Origin of the sequence: Massilia aurea (assembly GCF_040790145.1) — a bacterium.
Classification (GTDB): domain Bacteria; phylum Pseudomonadota; class Gammaproteobacteria; order Burkholderiales; family Burkholderiaceae_D; genus Telluria; species Telluria aurea_C.
In genome coordinates this window covers 178,536-196,809 of sequence record NZ_JBFMMP010000004.1, presented here as the reverse complement: position 1 = coordinate 196,809, position 18,274 = coordinate 178,536, and the positions used below count along the sequence as shown (strand labels likewise).

The following is an 18,274-nucleotide window of genomic DNA, read 5'->3' as shown; positions in this document are numbered from 1 at the left end:
CGCCACTGAATATCAGCCACCAATATAGGACATCTCGACCCGGCGCGGCCCGTCGCGCTGCCCGGTGCCGGTCTCGGCCGTGCGGGTTTCCGAATACCGGTCGGCCCGACCGCGCCACAGTTGCGCGATGGCGCCGCTCAGTGCCAGATCGTCGTGCCCGGCGCGCAGCAGCGCGCGCAAGTCGTGGCCGCGCGTGGCGAACAGGCACGTGTACAGCTTGCCTTCGGTCGACAGCCGCAGACGGCTGCAGTCGCCGCAGAAGGCTTGCGTGACGCTCGAAATGACGCCGATTTCGCCGTCACCATCGAGGTAGCGCCAGCGTGACGCCGTCTCGCCACTGTAGTTCGCGGCGACCGGCGCCAAGGGCAGCTCGGCCGAGATGCGGCGCACGACGTCGCCGGACGGCACGACATCAACCATGTCCCAGCCATTCGATGCGCCGACATCCATGAACTCGATGAAACGCAGGATGGTCGGCGAGCCCTTGAAGTGGCGCGCCATCGGCAGGATCTGGTCGACATTGGTGCCGCCCTTGACGACCATATTGACTTTGACTGGGCCCAGGCCCACCGCGTGTGCGGTGTCGATGCCGTGCAGGACGTCGGCCACCGAGAAATCGACGTCGTTCATGCTGCGAAACACGCCGTCGTCGAGCGCGTCGAGCGACACCGTGACGCGGTCCAGGCCCGCGTCTTTCAGGGCTTGCGCCTTGCGCGCCAGGATCGAACCGTTGGTGGTCAGGGTCAGGTCGAGCGGGCGGCCGCTTGGCGTGGGCAATGCGCGCAGCATGCCGACCAGGCGCTCGAGGTTCTTGCGCAGCAATGGCTCGCCGCCGGTCAGGCGCAGCTTTTCGACGCCGTGCGCCACGAACAGGCGCGCCACGCGCGTGATTTCCTCGAACGAGAGCAGGTCGCCGTGCGGCAAGTATTGGTAATCCTTGTCGAACACTTCCTTCGGCATGCAGTACACGCAGCGAAAGTTGCAGCGGTCGGTGACCGAAATTCGCAAGTCGTGCAAGGGCCGGCCAAGCGCGTCGCTCAGCAAGCCAGTGGGTGCTTCGGGCACGGCCGGGACCCGCAGCTTGGATGAGCGCAGGTCATTGATCAGGATGATTTTTTCAGCCATTTCAATACGATAGCATGCGCCCGGGAATACTGCCGGGCGGGGGTGTGTGTGAAAGTCGGGTGTCTGTGAAAGTCGATAATGCGTGAGTTCCAGCTATCTTCAAAACGTCGTTCCCGCGGAAGCGGGAACCCAAGTATTGCCAGCGTTATCGCGATGCTGGCTAACTTGGGTTCCCGCCTGCGCGGGAACGACGGATCTTGCTGCGCTGGTACCGATTACTGGCGGCTGGTATCCACCTGCACCAGCGGTTCCTCCACCGGCACGACGACCGGCTTGCGGGCCCGGCCGACGCGTACTGGCGCGGCTGCCTGTGCTGCTGCGGCCTGGGCGGCGCGCAGTTTTTCAGGATCCGTTGCGGCCAGTTGCAGGCCCGCTTCGGCCAGCATGTCGTCCAGTTTCGGTGCAGGCGTTGCCACCACCGGCGCTGCCGGGGCCATGGTCACTTCTGGAGCAGCAACAGGCGCTGGCTCGACTGCCACGGCGGCCACTGGCTCGGCAACCGGTACAGTTGCAACTTCAACCACCGGCGCAGGCGCCGGTTCAACAGGAACAGGCGCAGGCGCAGGAGCAGGCGCTGGAGCAGCCTCGGCCACAACCGGATCAGCCGCAGCATGTTCCGCCGCCACCGATGCCGCCGTCGGGAACATGACCGGTTCGGCATTGGCTGCCGCTACCGATGCCGCCGTCGGGAAGTTCACCGGCTCGACGTTTGCAGGAGCCGCTTGCTCAGCCGCTGCCGCCACCGACGCTGCCGTCGGGAACATATTGCCCTCGACAGGCTTCGCTTCGGTAACCACCGGCGCAGCAGGGCGCGCCGCTACTTCCTTGGCAGCGCTCGCTGCAGCAACCGATGCCGCCGTCGGGAACGGCCACGCCGCCTGGGTACCAGCCTGCGCCGGCTTGCCCTTGGCGGCACGTGCCGCCGCAGCCACCTTGGCCACTTCTTCATCCGCTACCGGCGCGAACGCTGGTGCTTCTTCCGCGCCGTCGCTGCCTTCGCCTTCGACCTGGTCACGGTCGCGACGATTGCGGTTACGGCCACCGCGACGACGGCGACGGCGTGGCTCGTCGCCATCCATCTCGACTTCTTCGCCATCCGGGCCGATCGTGGTCACCGATTTGATGACTTGCTGCACGACTTCCTGGCTGCCTTCCGGCCCCGTGGTGGTCACCGCGACGGTGGTGTTCGACACCACCTGGCTGACATTGACTTCATCGAGCTTGGCTTCGATGACCTGGGTGGTGCGTTCCGTACGCTCGGTGCGCTCGCGCGGCTGACGTGGTTGGCGTTCCTTGCGCTCACCGCGCTCAGCACGATCGGGCCGCTCGGCGCCCTCGACGCGTGGCGCCCCGTCGACCGTCTCGCGTGGTTCACGCGGTTCGCGGCCTTCGCGTGGTGGACGTGGCGGGCGCGGCGGGCGTGGCGGACGCGCTTCGGCGTCCGGGCCCTTGGCCAGTTCTTCGCCCGGCGCAGCAGCCTTGGCAACCGGTTCGCGCTCTTCGCGCTCACGGCCCGGCTTGCCAGCTGGACGGCCGCCGGTGCGGCCATTCTTGTTGCGGTTGTTGCGGTCGCCACGCTCTGCCGGGGCAGGGGCGGCGGCAGGCACTTCCACCAGCACCGCTGGTGCGGCGCCCGTTGGTTCTGGCTTGCCGAAGAAGAAGTTACGCAGCTTGGCGAAGAAACCTTCTTCTTCCACCGGAGCCGGGGCGACAGGCGCGGCGGCGACGGCCGGCTTGGCTGGCTTGGCCGCTTCGCTGCGGTCGACCAGCGGTGCAGGCTGGGCCGGGGTGATCGTCTTGACGACGGCTTCCTGGCGCGGCTTGGCTTCTTCTTTCTGGCGCTTGGCGTACGCCATGTCGGTATCGGCCGACTCCGCCATCGCGTAGCTGGCGTGCGCGTCTTCCAGGCGCGGATCGTCGTGCTTGATGCGCTCGAGCTTGTAGTGCGGGGTGTCCAGATGCTTGTTCGGGATCAGGATCACGGTGATGCGGTGACGGTTCTCGATCTTGAGCACTTCGCCGCGCTTTTCGTTGAGCAGGAAAGCAGCAACATCGACCGGCACTTGCACGTGGATCGCGGCCGAATTTTCTTTCATGGCCTCTTCCTGGATGATGCGCAGGACTTGCAGGGCCGACGATTCGGTATCGCGGATGTGGCCGGTGCCCGAGCAGCGCGGGCAAGTGACGTGGGAACCTTCGGACAGCGACGGACGCAGGCGCTGACGCGACAGTTCCATCAGGCCGAAGCGCGAGATCTTGCCCATCTGAACGCGAGCGCGGTCATGGTGCAGCGCGTCCTTGAGGCGCTGTTCGACTTCGCGCTGGTTCTTGGCCACTTCCATGTCAATGAAGTCGATCACGATCAGGCCGCCCAGGTCGCGCAGGCGCAACTGGCGCGCCACTTCGTCGGCCGCTTCGCAGTTGGTGTTGAAGGCGGTCGTTTCGATGTCGGAGCCACGCGTGGCGCGGGCCGAGTTGACGTCGATCGAGACCAGTGCTTCGGTGTGATCGATCACGATCGCGCCGCCCGATGGCAGCGGCACGGTGCGCGCGTAGGCGGTTTCGATTTGATGTTCGATCTGGAAACGCGAGAACAGCGGCACGTCGTCGCTGTAACGCTTCACGCGGTGCGCCATGTCGGGCATCACGTGGCTCATGAATTGCTGGGCTTGCTCGTAGATGTCGTCGGTGTCGATCAGCACTTCGCCGATATCGGGCTGGAAGTAATCGCGGATCGCGCGGATGACGAGCGACGATTCTTGATAAATCAGGAACGCGCCATTGGACGACTTGCCGGCGCCTTCGATCGCGCGCCACAGTTGCATCAGGTAATTCAAATCCCACTGCAGCTCTTCGACATTGCGGCCGATGCCGGCGGTGCGGGCAATCACCGACATGCCTTGCGGCAGATCGAGCTTGTCCATCGTTTCGCGCAGTTCCTGACGTTCTTCGCCTTCGACACGGCGCGAGACGCCGCCGCCGCGCGGGTTGTTCGGCATCAAGACCAGATAGCGGCCGGCCAGCGAGATGAACGAGGTCAGGGCAGCGCCCTTGTTGCCGCGTTCTTCTTTCTCGACCTGGACCATGATTTCCTGGCCTTCGCGCAGTGCTTCCTTGATCGAGCAATTGCGCACGTCAACACCTTCACGGAAATACGTGCGGGCGACTTCTTTGAAGGGGAGGAAACCGTGGCGGTCTTCGCCGTAGCTGACGAAGCAGGCTTCGAGGGAGGGTTCGATGCGGGTGATGACACCCTTGTAGATATTCGACTTGCGCTGTTCGCGACCGGCAGTCTCGATATCGATGTCGATCAGCTTCTGGCCGTCGACGATGGCGACGCGCAGCTCTTCTTGCTGCGTCGCGTTAAACAACATACGTTTCATTTTTATAACTCCGTGACCCAGGGGCCATGTGAAGGCCGCCCTCGCGGGCGGCGCAGCTACAAGGATGTATGCGGGGACGGGTGACAGGAGGGGGTATGCCCGGGCGTGCGATACAGCAAAAACAGCAAAGTGATTTCGCTGCCGCAACAGGGCGCTGTGGGGCCGAACGTCATTGTCTACGCACGCCGCAACTTTTGTCCGTCACCTGCCACCACATTGGGGTTGGCACAGCGGCGAACAAGGGAGGGTGTGCTACAGCCAGCCGAACCTGGGCGCCAGCAACCATCGACCGGCCTGGAGGCGAAGAGACAGCCTTGCTCAAGCGGTGTGGATGGTGCTGCAGCGGGGTCGGCGAAAACGACAAGCGTTATCGACACCATCAACCGGCAAGCAGCTTATAAGGATGCTTGCTGGTACTTATCCTTAAGAATCCTGACAATCCAATCCGGCATCATTGCGCGCAACCCGATTACAACGACAGGTGCAACCTTGATTGGCGCAAGGATGTGCGTACACGTTCTTTTCCATCGAATTTGCACTTGGCGGGGCCGATGGGGCGTGCCCCAGTGTAAAATTTCATTTTAATTCTTACACCAGCAGAGGTTTGACCGCCGCCTGTCGATTATATATTCAAAATGAAGGACTTAGAGAGAATTTCTGGGAAGACAGACCGAATGGCAATGCAGAACGATAGTGTCCCCCCTTCATCCCCCGCAGCACTGCAAGCGCAGTTCGTGACAATCGACGAAGAAGAAGCCGGCCAGCGCATCGACAACTATCTGTTGCGTGTCTGTAAAGGTGTACCGAAGAGCCATATCTACCGCATCCTTCGCTCTGGCGAAGTGCGCGTCAACAAAGGCCGGATCGACCAGCTGTACCGCCTGGTGGCAGGCGACACCGTCCGCATTCCCCCGATCCGCATCGCCGAAAAGTCGACCGAGCATGCCGCGCCCGGCGCCGAATTCGCGGTCGTGTATGAAGACGCGCACCTGCTCGTGATCGACAAGCCGTGCGGCGTGGCCGTGCATGGCGGCTCCGGCGTGTCGTATGGCGTGATCGAGCAATTGCGCGCGGCGCGCCCGCAAGCGAAGTTCCTGGAACTCGTGCACCGGCTCGACCGCGAAACGTCCGGCCTGCTATTGATCGGCAAAAAACGCAGCGCGCTGACGCACCTGCACGACCAGATGCGCGAAGGCACGACCGACAAGCGCTACTTTGCCGCCGTCAAGGGCGACTGGGTGAACAAGCGCCAGCACATCCGCTTGCCGCTGCATAAATACACGAGCGCCGAAGGCGAGAAGCGCGTGCTGGTCCAGGCCGGCGGGCAAGAGGCGCACACGATTTTCAGTTTATTGAAAAAATGGCACAATTTCGCCTTGCTCGAAGCCGAACTCAAGACGGGCCGCACGCACCAGATCCGGGTGCACCTGGCCTCGTCGGGCTTTCCGATCCTGGGCGATGAAAAGTACGGCGATTTCGCGTTCAACAAGCAACTCCACAAGGTGGGCGAGGGCCGTGGCGCGCTCAAGCGCATGTTCCTGCACGCACACCAGATCACGTTTACGCATCCGGATTCCGGTGAGCGCATGACCTTGCGCGCGCCGCTGCCGGCTGAGTGCGAGAGGTTCTTGGTCAGCTTGGGTGCGCCACAAGCGTAAGCCCTGCCTGCGCACCAATAAAAACTAGAGGGGACCGGCGGCTTGGCCGCCATTAATTATGGCTAGAAAATTATTCGACCTGATCGTGTTCGACTGGGACGGCACGCTGATGGACAGTACCGCGACCATCGTCAAGTGCATCCAGGCGGCGGCGCGCGACCTGGGCTTGCCGGTGCCCACCGATTCGTCGGCCGCGCACGTCATCGGCCTGGGCCTGGCCGAAGCGATGCAGGCCGTGATGCCCGACATCGGGCCGGCACTGTATCCGCGCATGGTCGAGCGTTACCGGTATCACTTTCTCACCAAGGACCATCAACTGGTGCTGTTCAAAGGGGTATCGGAGATGCTCACCGAGCTGTCGGGCGACGGTTATTTTTTGGCCGTGGCCACGGGCAAGAGCCGCGTGGGTTTGAACCGCGCGCTCAATGCCACCGGACTGCTGTCGATCTTTGACGCTACCCGTTGCGCCGATGAGACATTCTCCAAGCCGCATCCGGCGATGCTGCAAGAGCTCACGCGCGAGCTTGGCCAGGATTTGCGGCGCACGGTGATGATCGGCGACACCACGCACGATCTGATGATGGCCACGAATGCCGGCGCTGCCGGTATTGCGGTCGAGTTCGGTGCGCACCCGGTCAGCCAGCTCCAGGCGTGCCGTCCCATGTTCTCTGCCAAGAGCATCCCGGAGCTGCATGCATGGCTGCTCGAGCACGCCTAAAGCAGGCCGTACGCGACGGCGCGGGCAAGATATACTGACTGCCGCACGAACAGCCCCGCGCGTTTGCGCGGGGGCGGCGTTTCGTTGCCCACCTTCCCGACTTTATGAGTGACCATACGAGCATTGACCAACCCGGCGACAGCCGGCTCGCGTCGAATCCGACAATGAGCAACTGGGAGCGCGACACGCTCGAGAAGCTGGTATTTGCCACCGTCCAGGAGCGGCGTTCCGCGCGCCGCTGGAGTATTTTCTTCAAGCTCGGCTTCCTGACCGTGGCGCTGCTGGCGCTGTGGGCGTATTACGATTTCAACTTCGCCAGCGGCGACACCGAAAACCTCGGCCGCCACACGGCGCTGATCGAAATCAATGGCGAGATCGAGGCCGAAGGCAGCGGCGCGGCCGATACCGTGATCCCGTCGCTGAACAAGGCGTTTTCCGATCCCGGTTCGGCGGCCGTCGTGCTGCGCATCGACAGCCCGGGCGGCAGCCCGGTGCAGGCCGGCATCATCGTCGACGAAATCCAGCGCCTCAAGCGTGGCTATCCCGATAAACCCTTGTACGTGGTGGTCGACGAGATCTGCGCCTCGGGCGGCTATTACATCGCCTCGGCAGCCGACCGCATCTACGTCAACAAGGCCTCGATCGTCGGCTCGGTGGGCGTGCTGATGGACAGCTTCGGCTTTACCGGCACCATGGAAAAGCTGGGCGTCGAGCGACGCCTGATGACGGCCGGCGAGAACAAGGGGTTCCTCGATCCGTTCAGCCCGCAGTCCGAGAAACACCGCGAGCACGCCCAGGCGATGCTCAACGAGATCCACCAGCAGTTCATCTCGGTGGTGCGCGCAGGGCGCGGCAAGCGCCTGAAAGAAACCCCAGAGACGTTCTCGGGCTTGTACTGGACCGGCGCGCGCGCCGTCGACATGGGCCTGGCCGATGCCTTCGGCACCGTCGACACCGTGGCGCGCGACATCGTCAAGGCCGAAGACATCGTCGACTACACGGCGCACGAAGGCTTGCCGGAACGGGTGCTGAAGAAATTTGGCGCGTCGGTGGGCGAGAGCGCCGTGAAGGCGGCGTATCACAGCGCCGTGCCGACATTGCGCTGAGTATTTTGATCTTGAAAACATCCGACGGGCGGCTATAGTAAAACGGTGGCCGACGCTGCGGCGGATCAGTCAACCTGCTGGTTGACTGATCCCGGACGGCGAACGCTGGCGACCGCATCGCGGTGCGGTTTTCGAGAGAATTTTTATTCCTCGCGGTATGACTGTCCCGGGCGGGTACATGCGCGCAGCGGGATTGGAAACGACGGCCCAGGCCGTCGTTTTCATTTCGTGGTTCAAGTAGTTGCGGCTGGTGGGGGCATTGTCAGCCTCTCTCGTGCCAGCCATCGTGGATGGGTACTATTTGCGTTGGGTTGTCGTGCTGTTACGTGCCTTGCCAAATCAGGACATGCTGCCGCACTGGCGGCTGTCGTCATCGCGGCCTGTGCGGCGTGACGGCTGTTGCTGGTCGTTGTCGTTGCATTGGTCTGTCAGGTCGCCCGTCACCAGGGGCGGCAAGGGCGGCAATGGCGATGCGAGGCGCGGTGGGTGCCACATAGTTGGCTGGCGCAACGGTGGCAGATCGTCATGCTGAGAAAAGCCACCGCGATCGAGCCAGGCTTGATGGTCGCGCCCGATGCGGGCAAACCACGCCAGTCGCAGCCGTGCCTGTTCATCTTGCAGCAGCGGGCGGGCGCCGCTGCACCAGCGCGCCAATGCCATCGCGGTGGGAAAAAGCGCCGCATGTACTTGTGCAAGGCGCTGGCGCGCGCAATGCATCTCATGCGGGGAAAGCTGTCCAAATGGCGTATCGAGGTCGTCGTTCACGTTCATTCCTGTTCTCTGGCGGAATTGCACCTTGACGTATGGCAAAGGTACGTCACGGCCGTTAGGCGGATTCCTAACATGTTGAAGTCTATCAATAGGAATTTCTTAAGACTTGACGCTGCTCAAATGTACCGTGGCATGCAAATTGGGTAGAAAACATTGCTCTCACTGTCAACCTGTCGCCGCCTGACCTGTTCTGGTAAAGTCTCGCCCCATGAGTAAACTGTCCTTAGACCGCATCCTGCAATCGCAGGGATTCGGCACCCGAAAATACTGCCGCGCCCTGATCGAGGATGGCGATGTCGTCATCAACGGCGAGGTTGCCGACAATTTCAAGGCCACCTTCGAGACCGAAAGCCTGGTATTGACTGTATTCGACGAAGAATGGGTCTACCGCGAGCGCGTCTATATCGCGCTGCACAAGCCAGCCAACTTCGAATGCTCGCGCAAACCGAGCCACCATCCGGGCGTGCTGACGCTGCTTCCAGAGCAATTTACCTGGCGCGATGTGCAGCCGGTCGGTCGCCTTGACCATGATACGACTGGTCTCTTGCTGATGTCGGACGACGGTCCATTCATCCACGCCCAATCGTCGCCAAAACGCCACGTTCCAAAGGTGTACCATGCCACCACGGCCGAGCCGGTGACCGACGAACTGGTCGCAAAGCTGCTCGCTGGCGTGCAATTGCACGATGAGCCGGCGCCGCTGAAGGCGGTGTCGTGCGTCAAGTTGGGCGAGCAATTGATCGAGATCGTGCTGGAGCAGGGCAAGTACCACCAGGTCAAGCGCATGCTGGCTGCGGCGGACAACCATTGCAGCGCGCTGCACCGGGCCCAGATCGGCGGCTTGACGTTGACTGCGCTGGGACTGGCCGAAGGCAAGTGGTGCTTCCTCGAGCAATCCCAGCTCGACCTGCTGGTACCCGCCTGACATACCACATGAGTGTACCGTTGTGGAAATTTCACAACGGAACATGCTCGCCCACAATATTCGTGCGACATGGACAGCCGATTTCCGCGACACTCCGTTGCGACGGCGTCCGGGCACCGGTTGTCGCACGAATGATTCTTCAAGAAAAATAACCATGCAAGCATACCGACCGAGACTCTCCCATTCTTTCGCCCTGATTCCCTTGTTGCTGGCACTGCCGGCCCTGGCCCAGAGCCAACCGGCCACCCTGGCCGAGTGCACCCCGATCCTCGACAGCGCCCAGCGCCTCGCGTGCTTCGACCGCGTGGCCGGCACTGGTAGCACGGCTGCTGCAAGCACCATGTCGGCCAACACGGCGGCCCCCGCATCGACCGCTATCGTGACCCCGGCCCCAGCCGGCCAGGGCGCGTTTGACGCACCGCTGAACCACACCGTCGATCACACCGCCTCGGTCGATCCAGCCGTCCAGGCCGCCGCTGAATACACGCTGAGCAGCCACTGGGAACTCGATTCGCGCGACAAGCGCGGCGCGTTCAAGTTCCGTCCGCACCATCCGAGCTACCTGATCGCCACCCGTACACACCGCCCGAACGAAGCGCCGTACGCCGACTTCCTGGCAACTGACCCGGATGCCGAAGGCCTGTCGAAGGCCGAACTGGAATTCCAGCTCAGCTTCAAGATGAAGCTGATCGAGACCGCGTTCTCGTATCCCGTCGACGTCTGGTTCGGCTACACCCAGAATTCGTTCTGGCAGGCTGCCAACCACAAGGCCTCGAGCCCGTTCCGCGAAACCAATTACCAGCCGGAGATCATGGCGGTCACGCCACTGGACTTCGCCCTGGCTGGCATCAATGTGCGCTTCCTGAACCTGGGCTTTGTGCACCAGTCAAATGGCCAGTCGTCCGACCTGTCGCGCAGCTGGAACCGCTTCTACGCCCAGGTCGGCCTGGAGCGTGGCCCGTTGACCATGACCGCCAAGGTCTGGAAGCGCGTCAACGAATCGCTGGAAGACGACAACAACCCTGACATCACCGATTTCATGGGCCGCTTCGAGCTGGCCGGCAATTACCGCCTCGGTGGCGGTCATGAAATCTCGGGCCTCGTGCGCCGTAACTTCAGCACCGACAAGGGCGCGGTGCAGGTCGGCTGGGCATTCCCGTTGGTCGGTCCGGTCAAGGGCTATATCAATGCGTTCGCCGGCTATGGCCAGAGCATGATCGACTACAACTACTTCCAGCGCAGCCTGGGCCTGGGCGTCGTCGTCAAGTATTGATCGCAGCTTTCCGCCGTATCGTAGAATGGCGGGCTTGATCCCTCGAGCCCGCCCATGAAACTTGCATCACTGGACGACGGCACCCGCGACGGCCAACTGGCCGTGGTGTCGCGCGACCTCTTGACCGCCCACATCGCCGACGGCATCGCGCCAAGCTTGCGTGCCGCTCTCGACGACTGGGCTTTCATTGCCCCGCAACTCGACGCCCTGTATCGCCAGCTGAACGACGCCAAAGGCGACGCCAGGGCCCGCCGCGCGTTCGACTTCGACCCCACCCGTTGCATGGCGCCACTGCCGCGCGCCAGCGCCCGCGTGTGTGGCGCCACCTATCTGCACCATCACGACCTGGAGCAGCGCGCGCTCGGGCGCACACTGCCGGCCGCCTGGCGCGACACGCCGCAACTGCGCCAGGCCGCGAGCGACGGTTTGCTCGGCCCCACCCGGAACCTGGTGTTGGCGCGCGAGGAGTGGGGCATCGACTTCGGCGCCGAGCTGGCCATCGTCAGCGGCGACTTGCCACAAGGCGCGACGCCCGATGCGGCGCTGGGCCAGATCCGCCTGTTGCTGCTGGCGAACGACATCACACTGCGCAATCTGGCGCCGGACGAGCTGGCGACTGGCCTCGGCCTGCTGCACGCGAAACCGGCCACGGCGTTCGCACCGGTGGCGGTCACGCCGGACGAGCTGGGCGAGGGCTGGGTGGCCGGCAAAGCCGCGCTGCCGCTGCGCGTAAAACGCAATGACAATCCCGTCGGCACGCTCGAGGCAGGGGACGACATGACCTTCAATTTTGCCCAGCTGCTGGCGGCGCTGGCGGGAACGCGGCCGGTGACAGCCGGAACCATCGTTGGCTCGGGCGTGGTGTCGAACCGGACGACCCGGCGTCATACGCCGGGCTACGCCAGCATCGCCGAGGCGCGCTGGACCGAGATGCTCGATGGCGACGACGCGGTCACGCCGTTCCTGCGCTTCGGCGACGTGGTGCGCATCGAGATGCTCGACGGAAATGGAAAATCGTTATTCGGCGCGATCGAGCAGAACGTTGGGTTGGCGGCTACGCCGCCGACGCGGTGATCGATAGCGGCTTCGTTTTCGCGCCGGATGATTTGGCTGCCAACGATCACCGCGTCGGCGGCTTGGCCGCCAACCCTGCCAGATCACGCAGCTTTACCTGCACCGGCGGGCTGATCCGCCGTAGCGCCTCCGCCCGCACCAGCCGCCCATCCGGTTCATGCAGCCGGTACCAGAGAAACGCCACGCCGGACAAGGCCAGCCGCTCGCCCGTGAACAGGTTGTCGCGCAGCACGGTGAGCCCTTCGAGACGCAGGTCGACATCGAGCACCAGTGCGCCGGCGCTGCGCTCGGCCTGGCCCAGGTAACGTGCTGTCGTGAATAGCGGGCTCTTGTCGCTTGCTTCGCCAGCGCGCAGCGCCTCGGTGAAGCTGTCCACCGCCTTGAGCTGGACCGTTGCCCCTGTGGCGACGGCAGTGATTTCTTTTTTGCGCTCGCCCTTGGCGGCATCGGCCAACGCCTCGATGGCATCGATGTGCCGCGCGAGCGTGGCGCGTTCGAGCCCCAGCAGCCGCACGCGTTCCAGCAGTGCGGCATGGCGCGTGACGTCGAGTTCGCCCATATAGCCGCCGCTCAGGCCTGCCAGGCGGGCAGGGCAGCTACGCGCCATGGCGCTGGCAAACAGGGCGCGGGCGCCGTCGCCATAGGCCGTGCCGGCCAGGGTGGTGTCGGTCTTGAACAGGCTGGCCAGGTCGGCCCCGGCGCGCAGCAGCATCGTCGGCGCTGTCAGCCAGGCCAGCGGCAGGGCGCTGCGGCGGCGGCCTTCTTCACGTGGCGCGTTGGCCTCGATGTAACGCTGCAGTTCGGTGTTGCGCACGGCCAAGTCTTGCGCCTGCCGGCCAAGCGCGGCGTCGACGGTGCGCGCCACCACGATGCCCTGGCTGACGATCGGATCGTAGAGGGTGACCATGCGGTCGGGCGGCAGGGTCTGGCACAACTCGGCGGCCAGTTCCAGCGCCAGGTCGAAGGCGCGCGCCAGGCCGGCAGCGCCGAACCCGCGGGTATCGACGCTCCCGCCCAGCGCCCTGGCCTGCGCCGGCGGCAGGCGCGCCAGCAATTCGGCGCGCTCGGCTTCGGCAATGGCTTGCCGGGCTTCGGCTTCCAGCAGCCGCGCCCGGGCTGCGAGCAATTCGGGCGACGCAGTCTGGGCAGGCACGGCCGCAGAAACCGTGGCGCCCAGGCAAAACACCAACATCGAATAGAACGCTCGTGCCTTTGAATAGTGTCGCGCCATGGATTTTCCGTGAATGTGTGAAGAGAAATAAATCTATCTAAATATCACTCGAGAAAAGTGTAACAATTTGTGGAGAAATGGTCGGGGAAGTATCTGCACGATTGATCATTACCGCCTGCTCGACCTAGAATCATTTGATAGTTCGTTCACAATCAATGGCTTACATGGCACCGTTAAAGATGTGTGAAATTGCGCCAGAAAGCCCGGGTCGGCACGGTTGGGAGAGGGTTTACCCGAAATGCGATAGAATTGACGAGTTAACAAAGTGGTTCTATGAGTATTATTAACCTGCCATTAGCCGGCCTCGAAATCGGCTTTGCCACATCGCTGATCGTATCGCTCTTGCTCGTGTTCACCACACGCTGGCACGGCCGTTACTCGCTTGATGCAACGCGTGGCGTCCAGAAATTCCATATCACCCCAACCCCGCGCATCGGTGGCGCTGCCATCATGACCGGCCTGTGGCTGGCGCTGGGTGTGTTGCCGCAAGCACAGCGCGATTTGTTGCTGCCAGTACTCATTGCTTCGCTGCCAGCCTTTGTCTTCGGCCTGGCTGAAGACCTGACCCGCACCGTTTCCGTACGCACCCGCCTGCTCGCCACCATCGGCAGTGGCGTCTTGTGCTGGTTCCTCACCGGCGTTACCCTGCAGCACACCGGCCTGCCGCTGCTCGATGGCATGCTCGGCTGGCTGCCGTTCTCCGTGCTGTTCACCGCGTTTGCGGTCGGCGGCGTGGCCAATGCCGTCAATATCATCGATGGCTTCAACGGCCTGGCCAGCGGCACGGTTGTCATCGGCCTGGGCACGCTGGGCCTGATCGCCCTCGGCGCTGGCGACATTCACCTGGCGCAGCTGTGCTTCGTGATCTGCGCCGTCACGGCTGGCTTCTTCGTCGTCAATTTCCCGCTGGGCAAACTGTTCCTGGGTGACGGCGGCGCCTACCTGCTTGGCTTCCTGCTGGCCTGGCTGTCGGTGATGCTGGTCTACCGCAATCCGTCGGTGTCGGCCTGGGCGCCGCTGCTGGCCTGCGCCTATCCGGTGTTCGAAACCCTGTTTACGATCGTGCGCCGCCTGTGGTGCCGCCGCCATCCTGGGCATCCCGACAGCTGGCATCTGCACAGCCTGGTCAAGACGGCAATCACGGCGCGTTACCTGCGCATGCTGCCACCGCCGCTGCGCAATGCCTTCGTCTCGCCGGTATCGTGGAGCATTGCCCTGGTGCCGGCCGCGCTGGCTGTCAACTACGCCGGCGACCCGGCCGTGCTGGTGCAGGGCGCTGTGGCCAGTTTCGCGCTGTACCTCGGTGTGTACGCCCTGGTGGTCTCGGCGTGGCGCGCCCGTCGTCGCCAGGCACCGATCGTCATACCGGGCGCGGCCGCACCGCTGATGCCGAAGGCGGCCGCTGTCATCGTCAAGCCGGTGGCCGTCAAGCCAATCATTACCACCAGCAATGGGCAGGGCGCCACGTCCGGCCTGGTTGCCGCGCGTATCGCCAATCCGAATGCTGCCAACCAGCCGGGCGCCTTGTCCGATCACGGCCACAAGCAATCGGCGCCGGTCCTCGCGCGCCGCCGCATGTAATTCCCACGCCCTTCGCTCGTCGCCGCCCCTGAACTGGGGCGGGATTCTCCCCCTGTTCTCGACCTGTCCGCACGGCAATTTCAGCGATAATCTCGCTCGCGCGGTACAAAGGCGCATGTGAGAAATTGAGCGGGGGCGATATGTCGGAAGATAGCGACGCAGAAAAGACCGAAGACGCATCACCCAGGAAGATTGAGAAGGCGCGCGAAGAAGGCGACGTTCCCCGATCCCGTGAGCTGGCGACGTTTACCGTGCTGATGACCGCTGGCGCCTGCCTGTGGGCATTTGGCGGCATGCTCGTTGGCAGACTGGCGACGTCGCTCAAGTCCGGTCTCACGCTCGACCGCGAGCAAGTCTTCAATCCCAATATCCTCCTCGAGCGCATTCTCAACGACATCGTCAGCGTCTTGCTGGCCTGCCTGCCCATTGCCGGGGCGATCATGCTAATCGCCCTGGTCTCGCCTCTGTTGATCGGCGGCTGGCTGTTCTCGTCGAAGGCCTTCATGCCCAACTTCGGCAAGCTCAACCCCATCAAGGGCATCGGCAATATGTTTTCCAAGAACGCGCTGGTCGAGCTGCTCAAGGCCATCATCAAGACGATCGTCATTGGCGTGGTGGCCTGGATCGTCGTCAGCGGCCAGAAGGAAGCGATGCTGGGGCTGGCGGTCGAACCGCTCAATGAAAGCAGCGCCCACGTCGGCGACATGATCGGCCGTTCATTCCTGTTCATCACCGGCGCGCTGGGCGTGATTGCCCTCATCGATGGCCCGTATCAGTTGTGGCATTGGAAAGACAAACTGAAAATGACGCGCCAGGAAATGATCCAGGAATCGAAGGAATCGGACGGCAATCCTCAGATTAAGGGGAAGATTCGCCAGATGCAGCGCGAAATGAGCCGGGGTCGGATGATGCAAAATGTCCCTACTGCTGATGTGATCGTAACCAATCCGACGCACTATGCAGTCGCACTGAAGTATGCGGATGGCAAGGGAGCACCGCGGGTGGTGGCCAAGGGCGTCGATGATGTCGCGGCCAAGATCCGCGAAATGGGCGCTGAACACAAGGTGGCCATGCTCGAAGCCCCGGCCCTGGCCCGCGCCCTGTTCAAGCACACCGAGATCGATGAAGAGATTCCGGAAAAGCTGTACTCGGCGGTGGCGGAAGTGCTGGCGTATGTGTACCAGCTGCGGGCATACAAGAAGGGCGAGGGCGACTACCCGGATCGCCCGACCAGGTTGAGAGTACCTGCCGAGATGGACCCGCTGAACCCGGCCTCGCAACAGCGACCGGCACCCAATAATGGAGCTACTGAATGACCAACAGCATGAAACTGCCAGCCTGGATGAGCGGCCTTGGCGCACAAGGCGGCAAGGCGGCGGCGCCGATCCTGATCATCATGCTGTTGGCCATGATGATCTTGCCGTTGCCGGCGTTCGTGCTGGACGTATTTTTCAGTTTCAATATCGCGCTGTCAATCATCGTGCTCCTGACCGCGCTGTACACGGTCAAGCCGCTCGATTTTCTGGCTTTCCCGGCCATCTTGCTGGTCTCGACGATGCTGCGCCTGGCGCTGAACGTCGCCTCGACCCGTATCGTGCTGACCGAAGGCCACACCGGCGGCGCCGCTGCCGGTAAGGTCATCGAGGCCTTCGGCCACTTCCTGATCGGCGGTAACTATACCGTCGGTATCGTCGTCTTCATCATCCTGACCATCATCAACTTCTCGGTCGTGACCAAGGGTGCGGGCCGTATTGCCGAGGTGGGCGCACGCTTCGCGCTGGACGCGATGCCGGGCAAGCAGATGGCGATCGACGCCGACCTGAACGCCGGCCTGATCGGCGAAGACGAAGCGCGCAAGCGCCGCCAGGAAGTCTCGCAAGAAGCCGAATTCTACGGCGCGATGGACGGCGCCTCGAAGTACGTCAAGGGCGATGCCGTCGCCGGTATCATGATTACCGTGATCAACATCATTGGCGGCCTGATCGTCGGCGTGGTGATGCACGACCTGGCTGTTGGCGAAGCAACCAAGATCTACACGCTGCTGGCCATCGGTGACGGCCTGGTGGCACAGATTCCGTCGCTGATCATTTCGATCGCGGCTGGTATGGTGGTCTCGCGCGTTGCCAACGATGAAGACGTCAGCTCGCAGCTGACCACGCAGCTGTTCGCCCGCCCTGAATCGCTGTACATCACCGCCGCCATCATCGGTGGCCTGGGCATGATTCCGGGCATGCCGAACTTCGTGTTCCTGCTGCTGGCCGGCTCGCTGGCTGCCGGTGGTTACTTTATTTCGAAGCGCAAGAAAGAAGCGCCGGCGCAGGCGGAAGCCGCCGCCGTGGCCGACGCCGCCGCTGCCGCCCGTACGGCCCCGGCCGAGAGCGAAGAAGCAACCTGGCAAGACGTCATGCCGGTCGACACGCTGGGCCTGGAAGTGGGCTACCGCCTGATTCCGCTGGTCGACAAGAACCAGGGCGGCGAGCTGCTCAAGCGCATCAAGGGCATCCGCAAGAAGTTCGCACAAGAAGTGGGTTTCCTGGCCCCGCCGGTGCACATCCGCGACAATCTGGAACTGAAACCATCGGCCTACCGCATCACGCTCAAGGGCGTCGAGGTGGGCAGCGGCGAAGCGCTGAACGGTCAGTTTTTGGCGATCAACCCGGGCATGGCCAGCGGCACGCTGCCAGGCGTGGTCACGACCGACCCGGCCTTCGGCCTGCCGGCGACCTGGATCGAAGCGAGCCTGCGCGACGAAGCGCAAAGCATGGGCTACACCGTGGTCGATGCCGGCACCGTGGTGGCAACGCACCTGAACCACCTGATCACGCTGCACGCGTCGGAACTGCTGGGCCGCATGGAAGTGCAGGCGCTGCTGGACCACCTGGGCAAGGAAACCCCGAAACTGGTCGAAGACCTGGTGCCGAAGGTTGTCTCGCTGTCGACGCTGCAAAAAGTGCTGCAGAACCTGCTGGTCGAAGGCGTGCACATCCGCGACATGCGCTCGATCATCGAAGCCCTGTCGGAACATGCCGGCATGACGCAAGACCCGGCCGAACTGACCGCCGTGGTGCGCGTGTCGCTGGGTCGCGCCATCGTCCAGCAACTGTTCCCGGGCGAGAACGAGCTGTCGGTGATGACCCTGGACAACCGCCTCGAGCGTCTGCTGATGCAAGCGATGGGCGCCGGTGGCGACGGTACCGGCATCGAGCCGGGCCTGGCCGACACCATCGCCCAGCAGGCGGCGCACGCCGCCAACCAGCAAGAGCAGATGGGCCTGTCGCCTGTGCTGCTGGTGCCGGCGCCGCTGCGCGTGCTGCTGTCGCGCTTCCTGCGCCGCGCCGTGCCGGCCCTGAAAGTGCTGTCGCATGCTGAAGTGCCAGAGACCAAGACGATTCGCGTGACGAGCCTGGTGGGCGTGCCGATGTAATGGTG

13 protein-coding genes are annotated in these 18,274 nt (G+C 63.4%); 9 read left to right on the top strand and 4 right to left on the bottom strand.

Annotation, left to right across the window (positions count from 1 at the left end; all coding sequences use genetic code 11):
* Positions 1 to 12: 12 nt before the first annotated feature.
* On the bottom strand, positions 13 to 1,125 hold the full coding sequence (gene moaA, locus AB2N08_RS09040) for a GTP 3',8-cyclase MoaA (RefSeq protein WP_367610307.1): 1,113 nt from the start codon (positions 1,123 to 1,125) through the stop codon (positions 13 to 15).
* Positions 1,126 to 1,340: 215 nt separating this feature from the next.
* Entirely contained in the window at positions 1,341 to 4,508 is a 3,168-nt protein-coding gene (locus AB2N08_RS09035; RefSeq protein ID WP_367610306.1) for a ribonuclease E/G, read from the bottom strand.
* 674 nt (positions 4,509 to 5,182) lie between these two features.
* Between AB2N08_RS09035 and AB2N08_RS09030 the strand changes: the two genes are divergently transcribed.
* The 3 genes from AB2N08_RS09030 to AB2N08_RS09020 all read left to right on the top strand — a co-directional run bounded on the left by AB2N08_RS09030 (position 5,183) and on the right by AB2N08_RS09020 (position 7,990).
* Positions 5,183 to 6,166, top strand: a complete 984-nt coding sequence (locus tag AB2N08_RS09030; RefSeq protein ID WP_367610305.1) for an RluA family pseudouridine synthase — start codon at positions 5,183 to 5,185, stop codon at positions 6,164 to 6,166.
* Between the two features lie 58 nt (positions 6,167 to 6,224).
* Positions 6,225 to 6,884 carry an HAD-IA family hydrolase gene (locus AB2N08_RS09025; RefSeq protein WP_367610304.1) on the top strand — a complete coding sequence of 220 codons (660 nt, stop codon included), beginning with the start codon at positions 6,225 to 6,227 and terminating at the stop codon, positions 6,882 to 6,884.
* A 164-nt stretch (positions 6,885 to 7,048) separates the two neighbouring features.
* Positions 7,049 to 7,990 carry a S49 family peptidase gene (locus AB2N08_RS09020; protein WP_370662407.1) on the top strand — a complete coding sequence of 314 codons (942 nt, stop codon included), beginning with the start codon at positions 7,049 to 7,051 and terminating at the stop codon, positions 7,988 to 7,990.
* Between the two features lie 339 nt (positions 7,991 to 8,329).
* Here the strand turns inward: AB2N08_RS09020 and AB2N08_RS09015 are convergent, their stop codons facing one another.
* Complete coding sequence (locus AB2N08_RS09015) at positions 8,330 to 8,755, bottom strand: hypothetical protein (RefSeq protein ID WP_367610302.1); 426 nt, start codon at positions 8,753 to 8,755, stop codon at positions 8,330 to 8,332.
* 214 nt (positions 8,756 to 8,969) lie between these two features.
* On the opposite strand from AB2N08_RS09015, the gene AB2N08_RS09010 reads away from it, so the two are divergent.
* The 3 genes from AB2N08_RS09010 to AB2N08_RS09000 all read left to right on the top strand — a co-directional run bounded on the left by AB2N08_RS09010 (position 8,970) and on the right by AB2N08_RS09000 (position 12,033).
* Positions 8,970 to 9,686, top strand: coding sequence for a pseudouridine synthase (locus AB2N08_RS09010; protein WP_367610301.1), 717 nt, complete (start codon positions 8,970 to 8,972; stop codon positions 9,684 to 9,686).
* 154 nt (positions 9,687 to 9,840) lie between these two features.
* Positions 9,841 to 10,959, top strand: coding sequence for a phospholipase A (locus AB2N08_RS09005; protein WP_367610300.1), 1,119 nt, complete (start codon positions 9,841 to 9,843; stop codon positions 10,957 to 10,959).
* A 54-nt stretch (positions 10,960 to 11,013) separates the two neighbouring features.
* The gene (locus AB2N08_RS09000) at positions 11,014 to 12,033 is read left to right on the top strand and encodes a fumarylacetoacetate hydrolase family protein (RefSeq protein WP_367610299.1); all 1,020 of its coding nucleotides are present in this window, start codon (positions 11,014 to 11,016) and stop codon (positions 12,031 to 12,033) included.
* Between the two features lie 46 nt (positions 12,034 to 12,079).
* On the opposite strand, the gene AB2N08_RS08995 is transcribed toward AB2N08_RS09000, so the two are convergent.
* On the bottom strand, positions 12,080 to 13,225 hold the full coding sequence (locus AB2N08_RS08995; RefSeq protein ID WP_367610298.1) for a hypothetical protein: 1,146 nt from the start codon (positions 13,223 to 13,225) through the stop codon (positions 12,080 to 12,082).
* Between the two features lie 312 nt (positions 13,226 to 13,537).
* Between AB2N08_RS08995 and AB2N08_RS08990 the strand changes: the two genes are divergently transcribed.
* The 3 genes from AB2N08_RS08990 to flhA all read left to right on the top strand — a co-directional run bounded on the left by AB2N08_RS08990 (position 13,538) and on the right by flhA (position 18,269).
* The gene (locus AB2N08_RS08990) at positions 13,538 to 14,845 is read left to right on the top strand and encodes an MraY family glycosyltransferase (RefSeq protein WP_367610297.1); all 1,308 of its coding nucleotides are present in this window, start codon (positions 13,538 to 13,540) and stop codon (positions 14,843 to 14,845) included.
* 140 nt (positions 14,846 to 14,985) lie between these two features.
* The gene (gene flhB, locus AB2N08_RS08985) at positions 14,986 to 16,161 is read left to right on the top strand and encodes a flagellar biosynthesis protein FlhB (RefSeq protein ID WP_367610416.1); all 1,176 of its coding nucleotides are present in this window, start codon (positions 14,986 to 14,988) and stop codon (positions 16,159 to 16,161) included.
* Positions 16,158 to 18,269, top strand: a complete 2,112-nt coding sequence (gene flhA, locus AB2N08_RS08980) for a flagellar biosynthesis protein FlhA (protein WP_367610296.1) — start codon at positions 16,158 to 16,160, stop codon at positions 18,267 to 18,269. Before flhB ends, flhA begins: the two co-directional genes overlap by 4 nt.
* Positions 18,270 to 18,274 lie beyond the last annotated feature (5 nt).

Bases quoted from the DNA above. Each gene is read 5' to 3' on its own strand.
- AB2N08_RS09010 (WP_367610301.1), top strand. From the start codon at position 8,970: ATGAGTAAACTGTCCTTAGACCGCATCCTGCAATCGCAGGGATTCGGC.
- flhA (WP_367610296.1), top strand. From the start codon at position 16,158: ATGACCAACAGCATGAAACTGCCAGCCTGGATGAGCGGCCTTGGCGCA.
- AB2N08_RS09030 (WP_367610305.1), top strand. From the start codon at position 5,183: ATGGCAATGCAGAACGATAGTGTCCCCCCTTCATCCCCCGCAGCACTG.
- AB2N08_RS09005 (WP_367610300.1), top strand. From the start codon at position 9,841: ATGCAAGCATACCGACCGAGACTCTCCCATTCTTTCGCCCTGATTCCC.
- flhB (WP_367610416.1), top strand. From the start codon at position 14,986: ATGTCGGAAGATAGCGACGCAGAAAAGACCGAAGACGCATCACCCAGG.
- AB2N08_RS09035 (WP_367610306.1), bottom strand. From the start codon at position 4,508: ATGAAACGTATGTTGTTTAACGCGACGCAGCAAGAAGAGCTGCGCGTC.
- AB2N08_RS09020 (WP_370662407.1), top strand. From the start codon at position 7,049: ATGAGCAACTGGGAGCGCGACACGCTCGAGAAGCTGGTATTTGCCACC.
- AB2N08_RS09000 (WP_367610299.1), top strand. From the start codon at position 11,014: ATGAAACTTGCATCACTGGACGACGGCACCCGCGACGGCCAACTGGCC.
- AB2N08_RS08990 (WP_367610297.1), top strand. From the start codon at position 13,538: ATGAGTATTATTAACCTGCCATTAGCCGGCCTCGAAATCGGCTTTGCC.
- AB2N08_RS09025 (WP_367610304.1), top strand. From the start codon at position 6,225: ATGGCTAGAAAATTATTCGACCTGATCGTGTTCGACTGGGACGGCACG.
- moaA (WP_367610307.1), bottom strand. From the start codon at position 1,125: ATGGCTGAAAAAATCATCCTGATCAATGACCTGCGCTCATCCAAGCTG.
- AB2N08_RS08995 (WP_367610298.1), bottom strand. From the start codon at position 13,225: ATGTTGGTGTTTTGCCTGGGCGCCACGGTTTCTGCGGCCGTGCCTGCC.